The sequence below is a fragment of the Paroceanicella profunda genome (assembly GCF_005887635.2).
In the GTDB taxonomy this organism is placed as follows: domain Bacteria; phylum Pseudomonadota; class Alphaproteobacteria; order Rhodobacterales; family Rhodobacteraceae; genus Paroceanicella; species Paroceanicella profunda.
Window position 1 is genome coordinate 2,663,134 of the sequence record NZ_CP040818.1, and the last position, 17,787, is coordinate 2,680,920.

Annotated in this window: 16 protein-coding genes; 13 read left to right on the forward strand and 3 right to left on the reverse strand. The window is 70.6% G+C overall.

The annotated features are described in order from the left end of the window. The first annotated feature begins 223 nt into the window (after window positions 1-223). The gene (locus FDP22_RS11890; RefSeq protein ID WP_138573227.1) at window positions 224-1,420 is read left to right on the forward strand and encodes a M24 family metallopeptidase; all 1,197 of its coding nucleotides are present in this window, start codon (window positions 224-226) and stop codon (window positions 1,418-1,420) included. 505 nt (window positions 1,421-1,925) lie between these two features. After that, entirely contained in the window at window positions 1,926-2,375 is a 450-nt protein-coding gene (locus FDP22_RS11895) for an acyl-CoA thioesterase (protein WP_170317670.1), read from the forward strand. 554 nt (window positions 2,376-2,929) lie between these two features. Here FDP22_RS11895 and FDP22_RS11900 read toward each other — a convergent pair. Continuing rightward, window positions 2,930-3,139: a hypothetical protein gene (locus FDP22_RS11900; protein WP_138573231.1), complete on the reverse strand. Its 210-nt coding sequence runs from the start codon at window positions 3,137-3,139 to the stop codon at window positions 2,930-2,932. Between the two features lie 176 nt (window positions 3,140-3,315). Between FDP22_RS11900 and FDP22_RS11905 the strand changes: the two genes are divergently transcribed. The 7 genes from FDP22_RS11905 (at window position 3,316) to FDP22_RS11935 (ending at window position 11,058) form a co-directional block, all read left to right on the forward strand. After that, window positions 3,316-4,008 carry a GntR family transcriptional regulator gene (locus FDP22_RS11905; protein WP_170317671.1) on the forward strand — a complete coding sequence of 231 codons (693 nt, stop codon included), beginning with the start codon at window positions 3,316-3,318 and terminating at the stop codon, window positions 4,006-4,008. 51 nt (window positions 4,009-4,059) lie between these two features. Continuing rightward, window positions 4,060-4,986, forward strand: coding sequence for a LysR family transcriptional regulator (locus tag FDP22_RS11910; RefSeq protein WP_138573235.1), 927 nt, complete (start codon window positions 4,060-4,062; stop codon window positions 4,984-4,986). A gap of 239 nt (window positions 4,987-5,225) precedes the next feature. Continuing rightward, window positions 5,226-6,218, forward strand: coding sequence for a Bug family tripartite tricarboxylate transporter substrate binding protein (locus FDP22_RS11915; RefSeq protein WP_138573237.1), 993 nt, complete (start codon window positions 5,226-5,228; stop codon window positions 6,216-6,218). A 138-nt stretch (window positions 6,219-6,356) separates the two neighbouring features. Beyond that, window positions 6,357-6,872, forward strand: a complete 516-nt coding sequence (locus FDP22_RS11920; protein ID WP_138573239.1) for a tripartite tricarboxylate transporter TctB family protein — start codon at window positions 6,357-6,359, stop codon at window positions 6,870-6,872. Next, entirely contained in the window at window positions 6,869-8,371 is a 1,503-nt protein-coding gene (locus tag FDP22_RS11925; RefSeq protein WP_138573241.1) for a tripartite tricarboxylate transporter permease, read from the forward strand. The genes FDP22_RS11920 and FDP22_RS11925 overlap by 4 nt, the downstream gene beginning before the upstream one ends. Before the next feature lie 4 nt (window positions 8,372-8,375). Next, complete coding sequence (locus FDP22_RS11930; protein ID WP_138573243.1) at window positions 8,376-9,209, forward strand: shikimate dehydrogenase family protein; 834 nt, start codon at window positions 8,376-8,378, stop codon at window positions 9,207-9,209. A gap of 1 nt (window position 9,210) precedes the next feature. After that, entirely contained in the window at window positions 9,211-11,058 is a 1,848-nt protein-coding gene (locus tag FDP22_RS11935) for a bifunctional sugar phosphate isomerase/epimerase/4-hydroxyphenylpyruvate dioxygenase family protein (protein ID WP_138573245.1), read from the forward strand. Between the two features lie 25 nt (window positions 11,059-11,083). Here FDP22_RS11935 and FDP22_RS11940 read toward each other — a convergent pair whose 3' ends face one another. Next, complete coding sequence (locus FDP22_RS11940; protein WP_138573247.1) at window positions 11,084-12,868, reverse strand: M10 family metallopeptidase C-terminal domain-containing protein; 1,785 nt, start codon at window positions 12,866-12,868, stop codon at window positions 11,084-11,086. 268 nt (window positions 12,869-13,136) lie between these two features. On the opposite strand from FDP22_RS11940, the gene FDP22_RS11945 reads away from it, so the two are divergent. The 4 genes from FDP22_RS11945 (at window position 13,137) to FDP22_RS11960 (ending at window position 17,365) form a co-directional block, all read left to right on the forward strand. Next, window positions 13,137-14,531, forward strand: coding sequence for a circularly permuted type 2 ATP-grasp protein (locus FDP22_RS11945; RefSeq protein ID WP_138573355.1), 1,395 nt, complete (start codon window positions 13,137-13,139; stop codon window positions 14,529-14,531). A gap of 1 nt (window position 14,532) precedes the next feature. Beyond that, window positions 14,533-15,462 carry an alpha-E domain-containing protein gene (locus FDP22_RS11950; protein WP_138573249.1) on the forward strand — a complete coding sequence of 310 codons (930 nt, stop codon included), beginning with the start codon at window positions 14,533-14,535 and terminating at the stop codon, window positions 15,460-15,462. A 19-nt stretch (window positions 15,463-15,481) separates the two neighbouring features. Beyond that, a complete protein-coding gene (locus tag FDP22_RS11955; protein WP_170317672.1) occupies window positions 15,482-16,297 on the forward strand; it encodes a transglutaminase family protein in 816 nt (271 codons plus the stop codon). A 144-nt stretch (window positions 16,298-16,441) separates the two neighbouring features. Continuing rightward, window positions 16,442-17,365, forward strand: a complete 924-nt coding sequence (locus tag FDP22_RS11960; RefSeq protein ID WP_138573253.1) for a DMT family transporter — start codon at window positions 16,442-16,444, stop codon at window positions 17,363-17,365. 278 nt (window positions 17,366-17,643) lie between these two features. Here FDP22_RS11960 and FDP22_RS24490 read toward each other — a convergent pair whose 3' ends face one another. Continuing rightward, window positions 17,644-17,781, reverse strand: a complete 138-nt coding sequence (locus FDP22_RS24490; protein WP_170317673.1) for a hypothetical protein — start codon at window positions 17,779-17,781, stop codon at window positions 17,644-17,646. Window positions 17,782-17,787 lie beyond the last annotated feature (6 nt).

Here is a 17,787-nt window from a genome sequence, read left to right on the forward strand (position 1 = left end):
GGCCGCCGCACCTCGGGGCACGGAGCGCTCCGCCCCCGCCAACACCATCGCGCCGCTGATCCCGGTGCCGCCGGGCGGGACGCGGCCCCGGGGCGCCCCGCTCCGGCCTCATCCCCCGTCCCGCGATCCGGCGAGATGCGGGGATTGACGCATCGCCCTCCGGCTTCCGATAGTCCGGGGGCAGGCGCCGGCATGAGGGCGGCGCGGCCCGAGGAGACCCCGCATGCCCGCATCTGCCGCCGACCGCCTGCCGTTCTCGCGACCCGAGTATGACCGCCGCCTCAGCCTCACCCGTGCCGCCATGGCGCGCGCGGGGCTGGACGCGCTGTTCGTGGAAGACCCGTCGAACATGGCCTGGCTCACCGGCTATGACGGCTGGTCCTTCTACGTCCACCAGGGCGTGGTGGTGACGGCGGACGGTGCCGACCCCGTGTGGTGGGGCCGGCGGATGGACGCGAACGGCGCCCGCCGCACCGTGTGGATGGAGGAGGCGGACATCCGCTCCTATTCGGACGACTACGTCCAGTCCACCCTGCGCCACCCGATGCAGACCCTCGCCGCGCTCCTGCGCGAGAAGGGGCTGGCGCGCGCCCGCATCGGGGTGGAGATGGAGAACTACTACTTCTCCGCCAAGGCCTATACCACGTTGCTGGCCGAACTGCCGGAGGCCGAGATCGTGGACGCCACCGCGCTGGTGAACTGGCAGCGCACGGTCAAATCCGCCGAGGAGCTCACCTTCATGCGCCGCGCGGCGGCGATCTCGGAACGGCTGGTGGACCTGGTGGCCGCGCGCACCGAACCGGGGCTGAAGAAATCCGACCTCGTGGCCGAGATCCAGGCCGAGGCGATGCGCGGCGCCGGCGGCCACTGGGGCGATTACCCGGCCATCGTGCCCATGCTGCCCTCGGGCGCCGATGCCGCCGCACCGCATCTCACCTGGGATGACAAGCCCTTCCGCGCGGGCGAGGCGACCTTCTTCGAGCTCTCCGGCTGCTACCGCCGCTACCACGCGCCCTTCTGCCGGACGGTGTTCCTCGGCAAGCCGCCACAGGCACTGCGCGACGCGGCGGCCGCGGTCTCCGACGGCATCGCGGCCGGGCTGGACGTGGCCCGCCCCGGGGCGACGGCCGGCGACATCGCCCGCGCGCTCCACGGTGCGCTGGCCCGGGCCGGCATCTCGCGCACCGGGCGCTGCGGCTATGCCATCGGCCTCTCCTACCCGCCGGACTGGGGCGAACGCACCGTCTCGCTGCGCGAGGAGGACGAAACCGTGCTCGCACCCGGCATGACCTTCCATTTCATGCCCGGCCTGTGGATGGACGACTGGGGGTTCGAGACCACCGAGACCATCCTCATCCGCGAGACCGGCCCGGCCGAGACGCTGTGCAACCGCCCGCGCGACCTGATCGTGAAGGCGTGAGTGCCCCCCGCGCGCTTCGCCGCCCCGCCCAAACCGCGTCGCGGGCCGGACCCGATGAGGTGGGTCGCACACCCGTCCCGCCCGCGCTCCACCTCCGCCGCGGCGCCCGGGCGCGCCCCTTTCCCGGACCGGACCCGATGACACCACAGGTTTCGCGCAGCCCGCGCTCCCACCCCACGGCGCCGGGCCACCGCGCCCTGCCGCAGGCGAGGGCCCCCGGCCGCGCGCCGCACGTCCGGCATCGGCCCGGGCAAGGCTCGCGCGGGGGCGGGGCGGAGGGGTTGACGCGGCCGCGGATCGGCCGGATGCGGCACGCCTTGCCCGGCGCGGCCCGGCTGACAGCGGAGGCAGGCGCGGGGCCGTCAGCGGAGGCGGGCGGGGCCGATGCCCCCGTGCGGCGGCCCCTCGTCCCGGCCTGTCCGGGCCGGGACGGGCGGCGCACCGGGCCCGTGTGCGGCGGCGGGCAACAGGCCGGTGCATGGCACGGCGTCCCGGGGTTTCCGGCATGAGCGCTGGGGAGGCCTGGCTGGGCGCCGCCAGCCCCGTCTTCCGCCGCCGCCTGACGGTGGAATGGGGGCAGTGCGACCCGGCGGGCATTGTCTTCCACCCGCGCTACTTCGAGTTCTTCGACTGGAACTGCGTGCTCCTGCTGGAGGCGGCGCTGGGCCTGCGCGAGCGGGCCTGGCGGGCGGAGCTCGGCTATGGCGGCATTCCGGTCGTCGACCTCTCCAGCCGCTTCACCGCGCAGGTGCGCTATGGCGACGAGGTGGAAATCGCCTCCGGCGTCACCCGGCTGGGACGCTCCAGCCTGGAGATCCGCCACGAATTGCGCGCCCCGGCCGGCCTTGCGGTGCAGGCCGCGCAGACCCGGGTCTGGTGCGCGTGGGACGCGAACGGCCGGCTCGTCTCCGCCCCCATCCCCGAAAGGCTCCGCGAGGCGCTGACGCACGGCTGAGGCGCCGAACCGGCGCTCCGGTGCGCAACGCCCGCGCGGCCCGTCCCGGCGGCTGGCGCGGTGCGACGGGGCACCCGGAGGGTCGGGGCCGCGTCGGGCCGCACTCGTCGCGGCCCGGCCGCCGATGCCCGCGCGCGCCATCCCGGCGGCGCGATGGGCACCCGGATGGTCGAGGTCGGCGCGGGCCACGCCAGGCCGCGCTCGCGATGTTCCCACTGCACATGCCCCGACAGGGGAGGCCCGGGAGACAGCGACGTCAGGAGATGCCGGACCTGCGGGCCCGATGTGCTCCGGCGTGCGGGCCCGTTCGGCAGTGGCCGGTCTCGCAGTGCCCGTGCGGGACCGGGGAACCGACGACTTCCGGCATGCGGGCGCGTGCGCCGGTGGCCCGTCCCGCAGCTCGCGCGCGGGCGCGCGGCAGGAGCGGCGCCGGAGGGATTGCGGGGCTTGCGCGTTCGGTGGCGTTCGGCATGCGGGCTCCGGCGGCAACGACCTGCCTTGCAGGGCCGCTCTCGGAAGGCGCCGGGCACTGCCGACCGGGTGGCCGGGTGCGCTCAGCCCCGGGGCGAAGGCAGCGTTGCGCGCGGGGCCAGGGCGGGGGGTGCCGGCCGGTCCGCGGATCGGGCCGCCGCCGGGCAGGCGGGGGCAGCCTGCGCCGCGGCGAGACGCTCCATCGCGTCGCGCAGGGCCGGGCCGTCGACCAGGCCGCCGCGCCCGGAGCGCAGGGCGGCGAGGAGGTCGGCCGCGTCACACAGGTTGCACATCGGGGGTCCTTTCGCTCCGGTCCGCCGGGATGATCGCGCCGGGCCGCGCCGGAGGCAAGCGCGGCATGGCGGCAGGCACGGCATCACAACCGGAGAGTGAAAAGGGAAAGGTTTTGACAACCCTGGAGACTGAAGTCACGCTGAGGGTTCAACGTCGCGATACCGAGGATCGGCATTTGGCCCCACCTGACAGCCGCAAGGACGCGGTGTTCGTCGCCCTGCGCCACGCGATCATCGAGCAGATGATCATGCCCGGAAGCCTGCTGTCTCCCGCCGATCTCGGCGAGGAATTCGGCATCGGGCCGGAACGCACCCACCACGCGCTGATGACCCTGGTCGAGGAGGGGATGGCGGAGATCACCCCCGGACTTCAGTTCCATGTCGCGGATCCGCAACTGGCGGAGGCCGGTGGCCTGTTCGAGATGCGCCGCTGCCTGGAGGCGGACGTGGTGCGGAGGCTGATCCGGCGTCTGACCGCGGGCCACCTGGACGCGATCGAGGCGCACCTGCGCCTGCAGGAGCGGGTGCGCGTTTCCGGCGGCGCGCGGGCGATCCGGGTGGCGGGGGAGTTCCACATCCTGCTCGCGGAGCTGAGCTGCCCCGCCATCATGGTGCGCTACGTGCGCGAGACCGTGTCGCGCAGCTGCTTCGTGCTGGCGCTCTTCGCGCGGCCCTGGTCGGCGGACATGTCGCTGCGCGAGCATTCCGGCATCTTCGAGGCCCTGCGCGCCCAGGACACGACGCTGGGCATGGCCCGGATGGAGCATCACATCGACCTGGTGGAGCAGCGCGCCGCCATCGACGGCCGGCGCAGCCATCCGGACTTCGCCGCCATCCTGCGCCGCTACGTCGAGGATTTCACCCGCTGACCGGGTTGATCGCCGCTTGCGGCGCGCGCGGCCGGCCCGCATGGTCGGCGCATGAAAACCCTGACCCTGCGCCAGATCGAGGCGGTCCGCGCCGTGATGATGACCGGCACCATTGCCGGCGCGGCGAAGCTGCTGCACGTCTCCGCCCCCGGCATCAGCCGGCTGATCAAGCATATCGAGAGCGGGCTGGGCATCCGTCTGTTCGAGAAACAGGCCGGCCTGTTCGTGCCGGCGGCCGAGGCACAGGCGGTGTTCGACCAGATCAACGAGGTCTACCTCAAGATCGAGGGCCTGGACTTCGCGCTCGACAACCTGCGCAAGGGGCGTGACGCGGAACTGGCCTTCGGCTCGGTGCCCTCCATCGCGCAGTTCATGGTGTCGCGCGCCGTGGTGGGGCTGCGCAGGAAATACCCGGAGCTGTTCATCGACCTCAACATCCTCAAGATCGAGGAAACGGTGGATTACCTGCTGCTGGGGCGGGGCGAGCTGGTGGCGATGAGCTATGCCTTCGAGCACCCGCTGCTGGAATTCGTGCCGCTGGGCGCCGGCGTGCTGGTGGCCCTGGTGCCGCAGGCCCACCCGCTGGCCCGCCAGCGCGAGGTTTCGGTGCATGACCTGGTGCACGAGCCGATCATCGGGGTGGACCCGGCCGACCCCTACGGCGCCATCATGGCCCGGCCCTTCGTGGAGGCGGGGCTGACCCTGAACCAGGTGATCCGCGCGCGCTTCGCCCAGACGGTGGTGAGCCTGGTGCGCCACGGGTTGGGGGTGACGGTGATCGACGAATTCTCCGTCGCGGGCCAGTACATGCCCGGCCTCACCCGCATCGCGCTGCGAGAGCAGACCGGCATCCGGGCCTATGCCGCGGTGAAGAAGGGCCGGGTGCTGTCAAGCTTCGCGGACGAGACCATCCACCAGTTGCGCGGCGTGCTCACTCATGCCACCCGGAACCGGCCCTGGGAGGCGCGGCACGATTAACATCATGTTCCGGCGGCGAACGATAAGGTAATTGACGTTAATTCACCCCAGCGGCTATCCCTGAGCCGCCAGCGGCCCCCTCTGCCGAGGGGAACCGCGGCAACGGGAGGATGATCCGTCATCCAAGGACAACACGATTGCACGGCGCCCGCACCCGGGCCGCGCCCTCCGGCGCGCCGGGGCGGAAATTGCGCCTGCAGCGGGATGGTGCCCGAGAGCACCCGATGGGAGAGACTTCGATGAAAACGCTGCTTCGTACCGCGATCTCCGTTCTGGCCCTCACGGCTGGTCCGGCGCTGGCCGACTATCCGCAGCGCGACCTGCAGGGCATCATCCAGTGGGGAGCCGGCGGCTCGACCGACACGGTGATGCGCTCGGTCACGCCGCATGCCGAGGAGGTGCTGGGCGCCGACGTGGTGATGACCAACCGCACCGGCGGCGTGGGCGCCATCGCCACCAAGTTCGCCTATGCCCAGAAGCCGGACGGCTACACCCTGTTGATGGGGGCGGAGAACCCGCTGCTCTACAAGGTGATGGGCCTGTCGGACATCGACTATTCCGAGTTCGTGCCGATCAACCTGCTGGCCCGCGGCGTGCCGCTGGTGGTGGCGCGCCCCGATGCGCCCTTCGACACGTTCGACGAGTTCGTGGCCTACGCGCAGGCGCATCCGAAGGACGTGAAGGTGGGCTCCACCGGCCCCGGCGGCCTCGCCTCCACCGTCACGGCGATGATCCGCTCCAAGACCGAACTGCCGGTCACCGAGGTGCCCTATGACGGCGACGGCCCGGCGCTCACCGCGCTGCAGGGCGGGGCGATCGACGTGATGCCGGCGGTGCTGGGCGCCGCGGTGGAGCAGGTGAAGGCCGGCCGCATGAAGGTGATCGCGCTGATGGATGTCACAGCGAACGACGCGCTGCCCGGCGTCGCCCCGATCACCGACACCCACCCGGAGTTCAAGGACTACCTGCCCTGGGGCCCGTTCTTCGGCGTCTTCGTGAAGAAGGGCACGCCGGAGGAGGCGGTGGCCAAGCTCACCGAAGCCTATGCCGCCGGGGCGGAGAACCCCGATTTCGTGAAGCTCATGGATGGCCGCGGCTATTCGGTGATGAACATGTCGGGCGCCGAGGCCGAGGCCTTCCTCACCCGCTGGCAGTCCGTCACCGCCTGGCTGCTGCAGGACGCGGGCGTGGCCAAGGTCTCGCCCGAGACGCTGGGCATCCCGCGGCCCTGAGCCCCGGGCGCTGACCCCGGAGCGGCTCCCGGCCCGTCGCGCCCCGCGCCGGGCCGGGGGACCGCGGCCCCCCCGCCGGGGGCGCGGCCCGCGTGCCGCTCCCCGCGCTTCCCCAGTCGACAGGACGGGAGACCCCTCATGGACATGTCCCATCGCAAACGCCCCGGCGAGACGATCTTCGCCATCCTGATGCTGGCGCTCAGCCTGTTCCTGCTCTGGCAGGCCGTGGCGATCTCCGGTTTCAGCGCGCTCAGCTCACCCGGATCCTTCCCCATGGCGGCCTCCTTCGTGATGAGCGTGGCCGCCGTGGTGAACCTGGTGCGCACGCTGGGCGCCGGGCCCGAGGGGCCCGGCTTCCTCACCACCATCCTCACCCGGCGGGTGGTGGTGTTCAGCCTGCTGATCCTCGGCTTCGGGCTGCTGCTGGAGCCGGCGGGCTTCCTGCCCGCGGCGCTGCTGTTCCTGCTGGCGGCCATGGGCTTCCTGTGGCGGCGCGGGCCGCTGCGGGTGGCGGGCATCGCGCTGGTCGCGCTGGTCGCGATCTACATCGTCTTCCGCCTGGTGTTCCAGGTGGTGCTGCCCGAGGGGCTGGTGCCCGAGCAGCAGATCCTGTCCGGCATCCGGGCGCAGTTTTCCGCGGAGGCGCCGGAATGACCGAAGCCCTTGGCTATCTCATCTCCTCCTGGATCGACCCGGAGCTGCTGGCGCTCACCGCGCTGGGCACGCTGCTGGGCGTCTACATCGGCGCCATTCCGGGCCTCTCCGTCACCATGGCGGTGTCGATCCTGATCTCCTTCACCTTCTCCTGGGACGTGAACCCGGCGCTCTCGCTGATGGTGGGCATCTTCATGGGCGGGGTCTACGGCGGCTCGCGCACCGCGATCCTGCTCAACATCCCCGGCGCGCCCTCGGCCATCGCCACGGCGCTGGACGGCTACCCGCTGGCCCAGAAGGGCGAGGCGGGCGAGGCCATCGGCCTGTCGACCATCATGTCGGTGGTCGGCGGCTTCGTGGGCATCATCGTGCTGGCGGTCGCCGCGCCGGCGGTGAGCGAGTTCGCGCTCACCTTCCAGCCGCGCGACTACCTGCTGCTCGCGGTGATCGGCATCCTGCTCGTGGGCTCGCTCTCCGGCGAAAGCCTCGCCAAGGGGGTGATGGCCGGTGCCTTCGGCATGCTGATCGGCACCGTGGGGCTGGACCCGCTGACGGCGGAGGAGCGCTTCACCTTCGGCGTGGTGGACCTGTGGAACGGCATCTCGCCCATCGCGGTGATGATCGGGCTCTTCGGCGTGTCCGAGGCGCTGCACCAGCTCCACCACGTGGACACGGCGGCGGTGAAGCAGAAGATCGACCGCATCGTGCCCTCCTGGGCCGACCTGAAGAAATACCTGCCGCTGAGCCTGCAGACCTCCTTCATCGGGGTGATCATCGGCGCCCTGCCGGGCACCGGCGGCGACATCGCGGCCCTGATGGCCTATGACCACGCCAAGCGCGTGACCCGCAACCCCGAGGTGCCCTTCGGCGAGGGCGCGAAGGAAGGGCTCGTCGCCCCCGAGAGCGCCAACAACGCCGCGGTGGGCGGGGCCTACATCCCCATGCTCACGCTGGGCATTCCGGGGGACGCGGTGACGGCCGTCATCCTCGGCGCGCTCTACATCCACGGGCTGAACCCCGGGCCGCTGCTGATGATCGAGAAGCCGGACATGTTCTGGTTCACCGTGGGCAACCTGGTGCTGGCGAACATCTTCGTGCTGATCTTCGGGCTCACCGGCATCAAGGTGTTCACCAGGATCGTGGAATGCCCCAAGGGCGTGCTGATCCCGCTCATCCTGCTGCTCTCCGTGGTGGGTGCCTATGCCATCAACAATTCGGTGACGGACGTGTGGTGGATGCTGGGCTTCGGCGTGCTGGGCTATTTCATGAAGAGCTACGGCTATCAGGTGGGGCCGGTCATCCTCGGGGTGATCCTCTCGCGCCTGATGGACGAGAACTGGCGCCGGGCGATCATCTCCGACCAGGAGAGCATCCCGCGCTTCCTGCACGGGCTGGTGACCTCGCCGCTCTCGCTCGTGCTCACCCTCGCGGTCCTCCTCATCCTGCTGGGCCAGACGCCGGCCTGGCGCCTGCTCCGCCGCTCCTTCGGAAAGGCCTGATCCCATGTCCGACACGCTGAAACTGGGCCTCATCGGCGACAACATCGCCGCCTCCTCCGCCCCGCGCCTGCACGAGCTCGCCGGCCGGATCATGGGGCGCGAGACGCGCTACCTGCGCCTCGTCCCCCGGGAGATGGCGCTCTCCATGCCCGAGATCGTCGCGCAGGTGCGCGCGGAGGGGTACGGCGGGCTCAACATCACCTATCCCTACAAGGAGAAGGTGCTGGAGCTGCTCGACGTGCCGGACCCGCGCGTGGCGCGCATCGGCGCGGTGAACACCGTCTCCTTCACGCCCGAGGGCCCGAAGGGCTACAACACCGACTTCACCGGCTTCATCGCCGGGTTCCGCGCCGCGCTCGGCGCGCGTGCGCCGGGGCCGGTGTGCATGATCGGCGCGGGCGGCGTGGGCAAGGCGGTGGCCTTCGGGCTGATCGAGCTGGGCCTCACCCGGCTGTGCATCGTGGAGCGTGACCTGCCGAAGGCCGAGGCGCTGGCCGGCGCGCTGCGCGCCGCCGCCCCGGGGCTGGAGGTGGTGGTGACCGGCAATGCCGCGGAAGGCTCCGCCGGGGCCGCCGGCCTGGTGAACTGCACGCCGGTGGGCATGGTGGGCTACGGCGGCACGCCGCTGGAACGGCCGCTGATGAAGGGCGCGGAATGGGTGTTCGACGCGGTCTACACCCCGCTCGTCACGCCGTTCCTGGCCGACGCTGAAGCCGAAGGGCTTGCGATCATGTCGGGGTACGAGCTTTTCTTCTACCAGGGCCTGCACGCGGTGGAGATCTTCCACGGCCGGCCGGTGGACGAGGCCGCGCTCCGGGCCGCACTGAAGGAGGGTTGAGATGCGCACATCCATCGCCACCGTCTCGCTGGGCGGCACGCTGCGCGAGAAGCTCGCGGCCATCGCCGAGGCGGGGTTCGAGGGGGTCGAGATCTTCGAGGCCGACATCCTCGCCCATGACGGCCCGCCACGGGAGGTGGGGGCGATGGTGCGCGACCTCGGGCTGGAGATCGTCGCCTTCCAGCCCTTCCGCGACTTCGAGGGCATGCCCGAGCCACAGCGCGCCCGCAACATGGAGCGCGCGCGCCGCAAGTTCGAGCTGATGACCGAACTGGGCACGCAGAACATCCTCGTGTGCTCCAACTGCTCGCCGCGCAGCCTTGGCGGCATCGACCGTGCGGCGGAGGACCTGCGCGAGCTGGCCGGCATCGCCGAGGGCTTCGGCGTGACCATCGGTTTCGAGGCGCTGGCCTGGGGCCGCCACGTGTCGGACTACCGCGACGCCTGGGAGATCGTGCGCCGCGCCGACCACCCGCGCCTCGGCATCATCCTCGACAGCTGGCACATCCTCTCGCGCGGCCACCCGGTGGACGCGATCCGCGCCATCCCGGCGGACCGGATCACCTTCGTCCAGCTCGCCGACGCGCCGCGCCTCGACATGGACCTGCTGCAATGGTCGCGGCATTTCCGCAATTTTCCCGGCCAGGGCGACCTGCCGATCGCGCGCTTCATGGAGGCGCTGGACGCCACGGGCTATGACGGCTGGCTCTCCCACGAGATCTTCAACGACCGGTTCCGCATGGCCTCCCCGCGCCGCATCGCGGAGGACGGCGAGCGCTCGCTGATCTGGCTCACGGAAGCGCGGCGCAACCTGCCGCCGCGGGTGAAGCCGGAGCGGGTGGAATGGGTGGAATTCGCGGTGGACGAGGAGGGGGCGCAGAAGCTCGGCGCCCTGTTCCGCACCCTGGGCTTCGCCCATGTCGGCCGGCACCGCTCCAAGCAGGTGCAGCGCTGGGCGCAGGGCGCGATCAACCTCGTGCTCAACACCGACGCGGAGGGGTTCGCGAACTCGCACCACGTGGTGCATGGCCCCTCGGTGGTGGCGCTGGGCCTGCGGGTGGACGATGCCGCCCGGGCGCTGGACCGGGCGGAGGCGCTGCGCATGCGCACCTTCCGCCAGCCGGTGGGCCCGGGGGAGCTGGAGATCCCCGCCATCCGCGGCCTCGGCGGCGCGCTCAACTATTTCGTCGACGGGCAGAGCGACCTTGCCCGGGTGTGGGAGATCGAGTTCGAGACCCTCGCTCCCGTGCCGCCCGGCCCGCTCACCGGCATCGACCACATCGCCCAGTCCATGCCGCCGGAGGAGATGCTGAGCTGGCGGCTCTACTACCTCTCGCTGTTCGATTTCGAGACCACGCCGCAGGTGGATGTGGTCGACCCCGCCGGGGTGGTGGAGAGCATGGCGGTGCAGGACGCGGGCCGCGCGGTGCGCATCTGCCTCAACTCCTCGCAGTCCACCCGCACCATGGCGGCACGCTTCATGTCGGAATACTTCGGCGCCGGGGTTCAGCACCTCGCCTTCGCCACCGCCGACATCTTCGCCGCCGTCGCCGCCTTCGAGGCCGCGGGCGTGGCGCTGCTGCCGATTCCGGAGAATTACTACGACGACCTGGAAGCGCGCTTCGACCTGGACCCCGACCTGGCCGACCGCCTGCGCCGCCACAACGTGCTCTACGACGAGGACGAGAGCGGCCGTTACTTCCAGGTCTACACCGGCGTCTTCGCGGAGCGGTTCTTTTTCGAGGTGGTCCAGCGGGAGGGCTACGCCGGCTTCGGCGCCCCGAACGCCCCGATCCGCCTCGCCGCTCAGACCCGCCTCGCCGCACATTTCGCCATGCCGAGAAGCTGAGCCGGGCCGGCCCCGCGCGGGCCGGTCAGAAGATGAAATCGTCCGCGGTGAGGGTCAGCCCGGCGGCGTCCTCCAGGCGGATGGCGAAATCGGCCTGGCCGTCGCCGTCGGTATCGGCCTCGATGCGCAGCTCGGTGCCGGAGACGACCGCGTGCAGCTCGCCCGCGCTGCCGGTGAAGGCGGCGCCGCCGATCCAGGTGAAGGCGTCCTGCGCGCCGCCGGCCACGGCGTCGACGCGGTGCAGGTCGAACAGGTCCTCGCCCTGGCGGAAGTCGCGCACGAGGTCGGCATCGGCCGCGGTGCTCTCGCCCGCGTCGCGGTAGATGAAGCGGTCCGCGCCGCCGCCGCCGCCCAGCACGTCGGCGCCCAGCCCGCCGACCAGCCGGTCCGCGCCATCGTTGCCGTAGATCCGGTCAGCGCCCGCGCCGCCGGAGATCAGGTCATCCCCGTCGCCGCCCAGGATGCGGTCCGCCTCGTTCTGGCCGCAGATCTGGTCATTGCCGGCGCCGCCGTAGATCAGGTCACGGCCGGCGAGGCCGTTCATCATGTCATCGCCGTCGCTGCCCAGCAGGCTGTCGTTCCCGGCGGTGCCGAGCAGGGGCGCGCCGCTGTCGTCCAGCGGGTTCGCGGCCAGGAACACGTCCTTGCGGCCGTTGGTGTCGTTCAGCAGCAGGTTGTCGGCCCAGGAATCGAAGGTGATCCAGTGCCCGTCCGCCGAGATGCGGGGCAGGGCGGCGGCATCGTTGCCGGGCACGCCGGCGGCATTGCGGTCCACCATCGCGGTGCGGCCGGTGAGCCGGTCATGCACGTAGATGTCGTTCGGCAGGTCGTCATCCCCGGCGAGGCCGTTGCCGGAGAAGGCGATGTAGCGCCCGTCGCCGGAAACGCTGGGGCTCTCGGCCGGGGTGGCGGGGCCGCCCAGCCCCAGGGCCACGGTGCGGCCGCTGTCCACGTCGTAGACGAAGATGTCGCCCGGAACGCCGGTGCCGCCCGCCACGGCGAGATCCTCCGCCGAGGTGAGGAACACCAGCGTCGAGCCATCCGCCGAGAGCGCCGCCGCGCCGGAGGGCCCGCCCGCCGGGCCGCCGGCCGCGGTGCTGGTGACGAGGCGGCTCTCCCCGGTCATCACGTTCATCACGCGCAGTTGCAGGATCGGCACGAAGACATCGTCCTCGCGCACGAAGGTCTCGTCGGTATAGGCGAGGGTGCGGCCGTCCTGCGACAGCGCCTCGTAATGCTGGGAGGAATCGTGCCCGGGCAGGGACTGCACCGTGTCGAGGCGGCGCAGCGTGTCGGTCGTGCTGTCCCAGACGACGAGATCGGTGAGGCCCTCGCGGCCGGTGATGTCCGTCGCGGTGGTGCGGAACACCACCATGCGGCCGTTGCCGGAGATGACCGGGGCGAAGCTGTCGCCGTTCAGCGCGAGGCCGGCCGCCGTGTCCGACAGGCGCACCAGGCTGCCGCGGGCCAGGTCGGCCAGGAAGATGTCGCTGGCGCCGTTCACGTCGCGCGCGGAGAGGTTGCTGGCCTCGGACTGGAACACCGCGAAGCGGCCGTTGTCCGACAGTTCCACCGCGCCAGAGGCGCCGTTGCCGCCCACGCCGGGGCGCAGCTCGGAGAGGCGGCGGGTCTCGCCCCGGGCCATGTCGCGCACGAAGATGTCGAGCTGGCCCTCGTCATCGCCCGCCACCAGCGTGTCGGCATAGGAGGTGAAGGCCACGAAGCGGCCGTCGCCCGACACGGCAGAGCGTGTGCTCGTGCCAGCCGCCTGGCTGCCGTCTGTGTCTAGCGATGCGCGTCTCAGTGCCATGAACCTGCTCGTACCGGAAGAAAGGAAACGGGGAAGGCGGCGATGCACGCCCCGGGCCTGGCTTCTCCTGAAGCTCTCCCCCCTGCACGGCCCATTTTAGTCAACAAAGTGTTAATTGCACTTTAATTCCGGGGAATTGGTTAACGGGCGGGCAGGGCTGCCCGCAGAAGCGGCAGCCAACGGGCTTGCACAGTCTGCATGGCGCGGTGCACACTCGTGCCAACCACAAGGGCAAAAACAGGGTGGTCCGAGAGTGACATTCTACGAAATGGCTTCCGACACGGGCGCAACACGGCCGCCCTACGAACAGATCGTCAGGTGGATCGAGGAAAGCGGTTTCGAGACCCTGCGCAAGCGCAGCGAGGAGGCGGAGGCAATCTTCCGCCGCATCGGCATCACCTTCGCCGTCTACGGCGAGGGCGGGGACCCGGAGCGTCTCATCCCCTTCGACCTCATCCCCCGGGTGTTCAGCGCGCTGGAATGGCGCCAGCTCGACCGGGGCATCCGCCAGCGCGCGCAGGCGCTCAACGCCTTCCTCTATGACGTCTACCACCGCGGCGAGATCATTCGCGCCGGGGTGGTTCCGGCCAGCCTGGTCTATCGCAACGACGCCTTCCTGCCGCAGATGATCGGCTTCGATCCGCCGGGGAAGGTCTACAGCCACATCGTGGGCATCGACATCGTGCGCACCGCCGGCACTTCCTTCCAGGTGCTGGAGGACAATTGCCGCACCCCTTCGGGCGTGAGCTACATGCTGGAGAACCGCGAGATCCTGATGCGCATGTTCCCCGAGCTGTTCTCGGGCGGCGCGGTGGAGCCGGTGGACAGCTACCCCCAGCAGCTGCGAAAGACGCTGGAGGAGCTTGCACCGGCCGCCTGCACCGGCGACCCCACCGTGGTGGTGCTCACCCCCGGGTCGCTGAACTCCGCCTATTACGAGCATTCCTTCCTCGCCGACCTGATGGGCGTGGAGCTGGTGGAGCCGCAGGACCTGTTCGTGGACGAGGGCAAGGTGTGGATGCGCACCACGCTGGGCCCGCAGCGGGTGGACGTGATCTACCGGCGTATCGACGACGATTACCTCGACCCGCTGAACTTCCGCCCGGACTCGATGCTGGGCATCGCCGGCATCTTCGATGTCTACCGCGCCGGCGGCGTGACCCTGTGCTCGGCGCCGGGCTCGGGCGTGGCGGATGACAAGGCGATCTACACCTACGTGCCGGAGATGATCCGCTTCTACCTCGGCGAAACGCCGATCCTGGAGAACATCCCCACCTACAAGTGCGGCAACCGGGACGAGTGCACCTATGTCCTCGACCATCTCGACGAACTGGTGGTCAAGGAGGTGCACGGCTCGGGCGGCTACGGCATGCTGATCGGGCCGAAATCGACGAAGGAGGAGCGCGAGGCCTATGCCCGGCGCATCATCGCCGACCCGGAGGATTTCATCGCCCAGCCGACGCTGGATCTCTCCACCGCCCCGACCCTGGGCGGGGCGGAGCTGGCGGGGCGGCACGTCGATTTCCGCCCCTTCTGCCTCATCGGCCAGCAGATCCGCCTCGTGCCGGGCGGCCTCACGCGCGTGGCCCTGCGCGAGGGGTCTCTGGTCGTGAACTCCAGCCAGGGTGGCGGAGTGAAAGACACCTGGGTTCTGAGGGACTGACATGCTGAGCCGGACCGCAGAGAACCTCTATTGGATGTCGCGCTATCTCGAGCGCGCGGAAAGCACGGCGCGGCTCATCGAGATGGGCCAGCGCATGGCCCTTCTTCCGGGCTCGGCCGAGCGCGCCGAATGGCGCTCGGTCATCCTCGCCACCGGGGCCGAGGATTATTTCGAGGACGGAAAGCCGATCAACGAGGCCGCCATCGTGCGCGGCCTCGTGCTCGACCAGGACAATCCCGCCTCCATCCACGCCTGCCTCAGCCGGGCGCGGGCGAACGCGAAGGCGATCCGCACCGCCCTCACCCAGGAAATGTGGGAGGCGCTGAACGACGGCTGGCGCCGGCTGGAGAACGTGGACGAGATCACCGCGCGGCGCGAGCTGCCCACCATCCTCGATTGGGTGAAGGCCCGGGCGGCGATGTTCCGCGGCGCCTCGGAAACCTCCATGCTGCGCAATGACGGATACGCCTTCCTGCGCCTGGGCGGCCACATGGAGCGCGCGGACATGACGCTGCGGCTGCTCAACGTGAAATACTTCGTGCTGCTGCCGGAGAGCGACATCGTCGGCGGCGGGCGGGACCACCACCAGTGGACCTCGGTGCTCTGGGCGCTCTCGGCCATGCGCTCCTTCCACCACATCTACAAGGGCGATTACGCGCCGTGGAAGATCGCCGATTTCGTCATCCTGAACGGGGCCTTCCCGCGCTCGATCACCTTCTGCTATCGCCAGATCAGCCAGACGCTGGACCACCTGGAACTGGCCTACGGCCAGCGCCATCCCTGCCATGACATCGCCTCCGCCGGGCTCGACCGGCTGAACGAGGTCGGCATCGGCGAGGTGTTCCGCAACGGGCTGCACGAGTTCGTGGACGAGTTCATCGGCGTCACGGCGAAGCTTTCCCGCGAGGTTTCCCTCGCCTATCATTTCTGAGGGTCCCATGCGCCTCTCCGTGAGACATCGCACCACCTACACCTACGACCCGGAGGCCGACCGCGTGGCGCTGCGGCTGAAGCTCTACCCCTCCACCCATTCCGGCCAGCGCGTGCTGGACTGGTCGGTGAGCGTGAACGGCGACACGGTCGCCCCCCTGGTGCGGGACGCCTACGGCGACCAGATCGGGCTGTGGAACCACATGACCCCGCTGGGCGCGGCGGAGATCGTGGCCAGCGGCACCGTGGAGGTGACCGATACCACCGGGATGATCCGCGACCTGCCGTCCCACCCGCCGCCGGGCATCTTCCTGCGCGACACGGCCCTCACAGAGCCGGACGCGGCCCTCCTCGCCTTCGCCCGGGCGATCACGGCGGAGAGCGAGCTGGAGCGGGCGCATTCCCTCTCCGCCGCGGTGACGGAGGCGGTGGAATACCGCCCCGGCCTCACCGATGCGAAGACCACCGCGGCCCAGGCCCTCGCCCTCGGCGCCGGGGTCTGCCAGGACCATGCGCATGTGTTCATCGCCGCGGCGCGCAGCATCGGCATTCCGGCGCGCTACGTCGTGGGCTACCTGCTCACCGACGACGAGGAGAACACCCTGGTCGAAACTCATGCCTGGGCGGAGGCGCATGTCACCGGGCTGGGCTGGATCGGCTTCGACCCGTCCAACGCCGTCTGTCCGACGGACCGCTACGTGCGCCTGTCCTGCGGGCTGGACGCGCCGGATGCGGCCCCGGTGAACGGCAACGTGCTCGGTCAGCCGGACATCGGCTTCGACACCGATGTCACCGTGATCCAGGGTCAGCAGCAGCAGAGCCAGTCGCAGGGATGACACGCCCGCCGGCCGGCCGCCGGCACCGGCAAGTTCGCCCTTGAAGCGTGCCGCGGGCCGCTGATACAGCCCGAGGAGGAGCAGGCGCGCGGCGTCAGCCGCCCCATGCCGTCCGGCGCCGGGGCCAGGACCGGGAAGACACCGATGAACCCCATCCGTGGCATCGTGCTGAAGGTGATGTCTGTCGTCATCTTCATGGTGATGTCGGCCTTCATCAAGGCCACCGCCGCGGAGGTTCCGCCCGGCGAGCAGGTGTTCTTCCGCTCCTTCTTCGCGATTCCCCCCATCGTGGCCTGGCTGTGGTGGCGGCGCGAGTTTCCCGCCGCGCTGCGCAGCAACAACCCGATGGGGCATTTCTGGCGCTCGCTGGTGGGTGTCTCCTCGATGGGGTGCAGCTTTCTCGCGCTCGGCCTCCTGCCGCTGCCCGAGTCGGTGGCCATCGGCTATGCCTCGCCGCTGCTGGCCACCATCTTCGCCGCCATGTTCCTGGGCGAGAACGTGCGCGCCTACCGCATCGGCGCGGTGGCGCTCGGCCTTGCCGGTGTGGTTCTGGTGCTCTCGCCGCGCATGACCACCGTGGACCCCTCGCTCGCGACCAGGATGGAGACGGTCGGCGCCTTCGCGGCCCTCACCGGGGCCGTGTTCGGCGCGCTGGCGGCGATCTTCGTGCGCAAGCTGGTGCAGAAGGAACCGGCGGCGGCCATCGTGTTCTACTTCAGCGTCATCGCGTCCGTGCTGTCTCTGGTCACGCTGCCCTGGGGCTGGGTGTGGCCGCGCTGGGAGATGCTGGCGATGCTGGTGGCGGCAGGGCTGTTCGGCGGGGTGGGGCAGATCCTGATGACCTCCTCCTACCGCCACGCGGAGACCTCGGTGATCGCCCCCTTCGAATACACCTCGATGGTCTTCGCGCTGGGGCTTGGCTATTTCGTCTTCGCCGAAGTGCCGACCTGGACGATGGTCGGCGGCGCGGCGCTGGTGGTGACGGCCGGCCTGCTGATCATCTGGCGCGAACACGCCCTGGGCATCGAGCGCAAGCGCGCCCGCAAGGCGATGACCCCGCAGGCCTGACGCCCGGTCCGCCAGCGGCCCTCCCCGTGGCGTGATGTTCCCCGGCGGCGTGGCCCCCCCTGTGCCGCGATATGCTCCGGCGACGCGATATGCTCCGGCGACCCGATATGCTCCGGCGACGTGATGTACCCGGGCCGCGCGATGTACCCGGGCGACGCCCCTTGTGGACGCGCCTCACCCGTGGTCATCTCCTGCGCCACCGCCGCGCGCAGCGGAGGCCCCGCGGGCACCTCCGTGCGACCCCGCGCGCGCCCCGAGGGCGGCGCCGGGGCGAGGGGTCAGCGCGGGTCCTGGTCCAGTCGGACGTTCTGCATCTTGTAGACCTCCGCGGAGGACCAGTTCATCGTGTTCAGCGCATAGGGCGCGGCCACCCCGATGCCCACGATGGCCAGAACGGCGAGGATGAAGGCTTTCATGTGCGG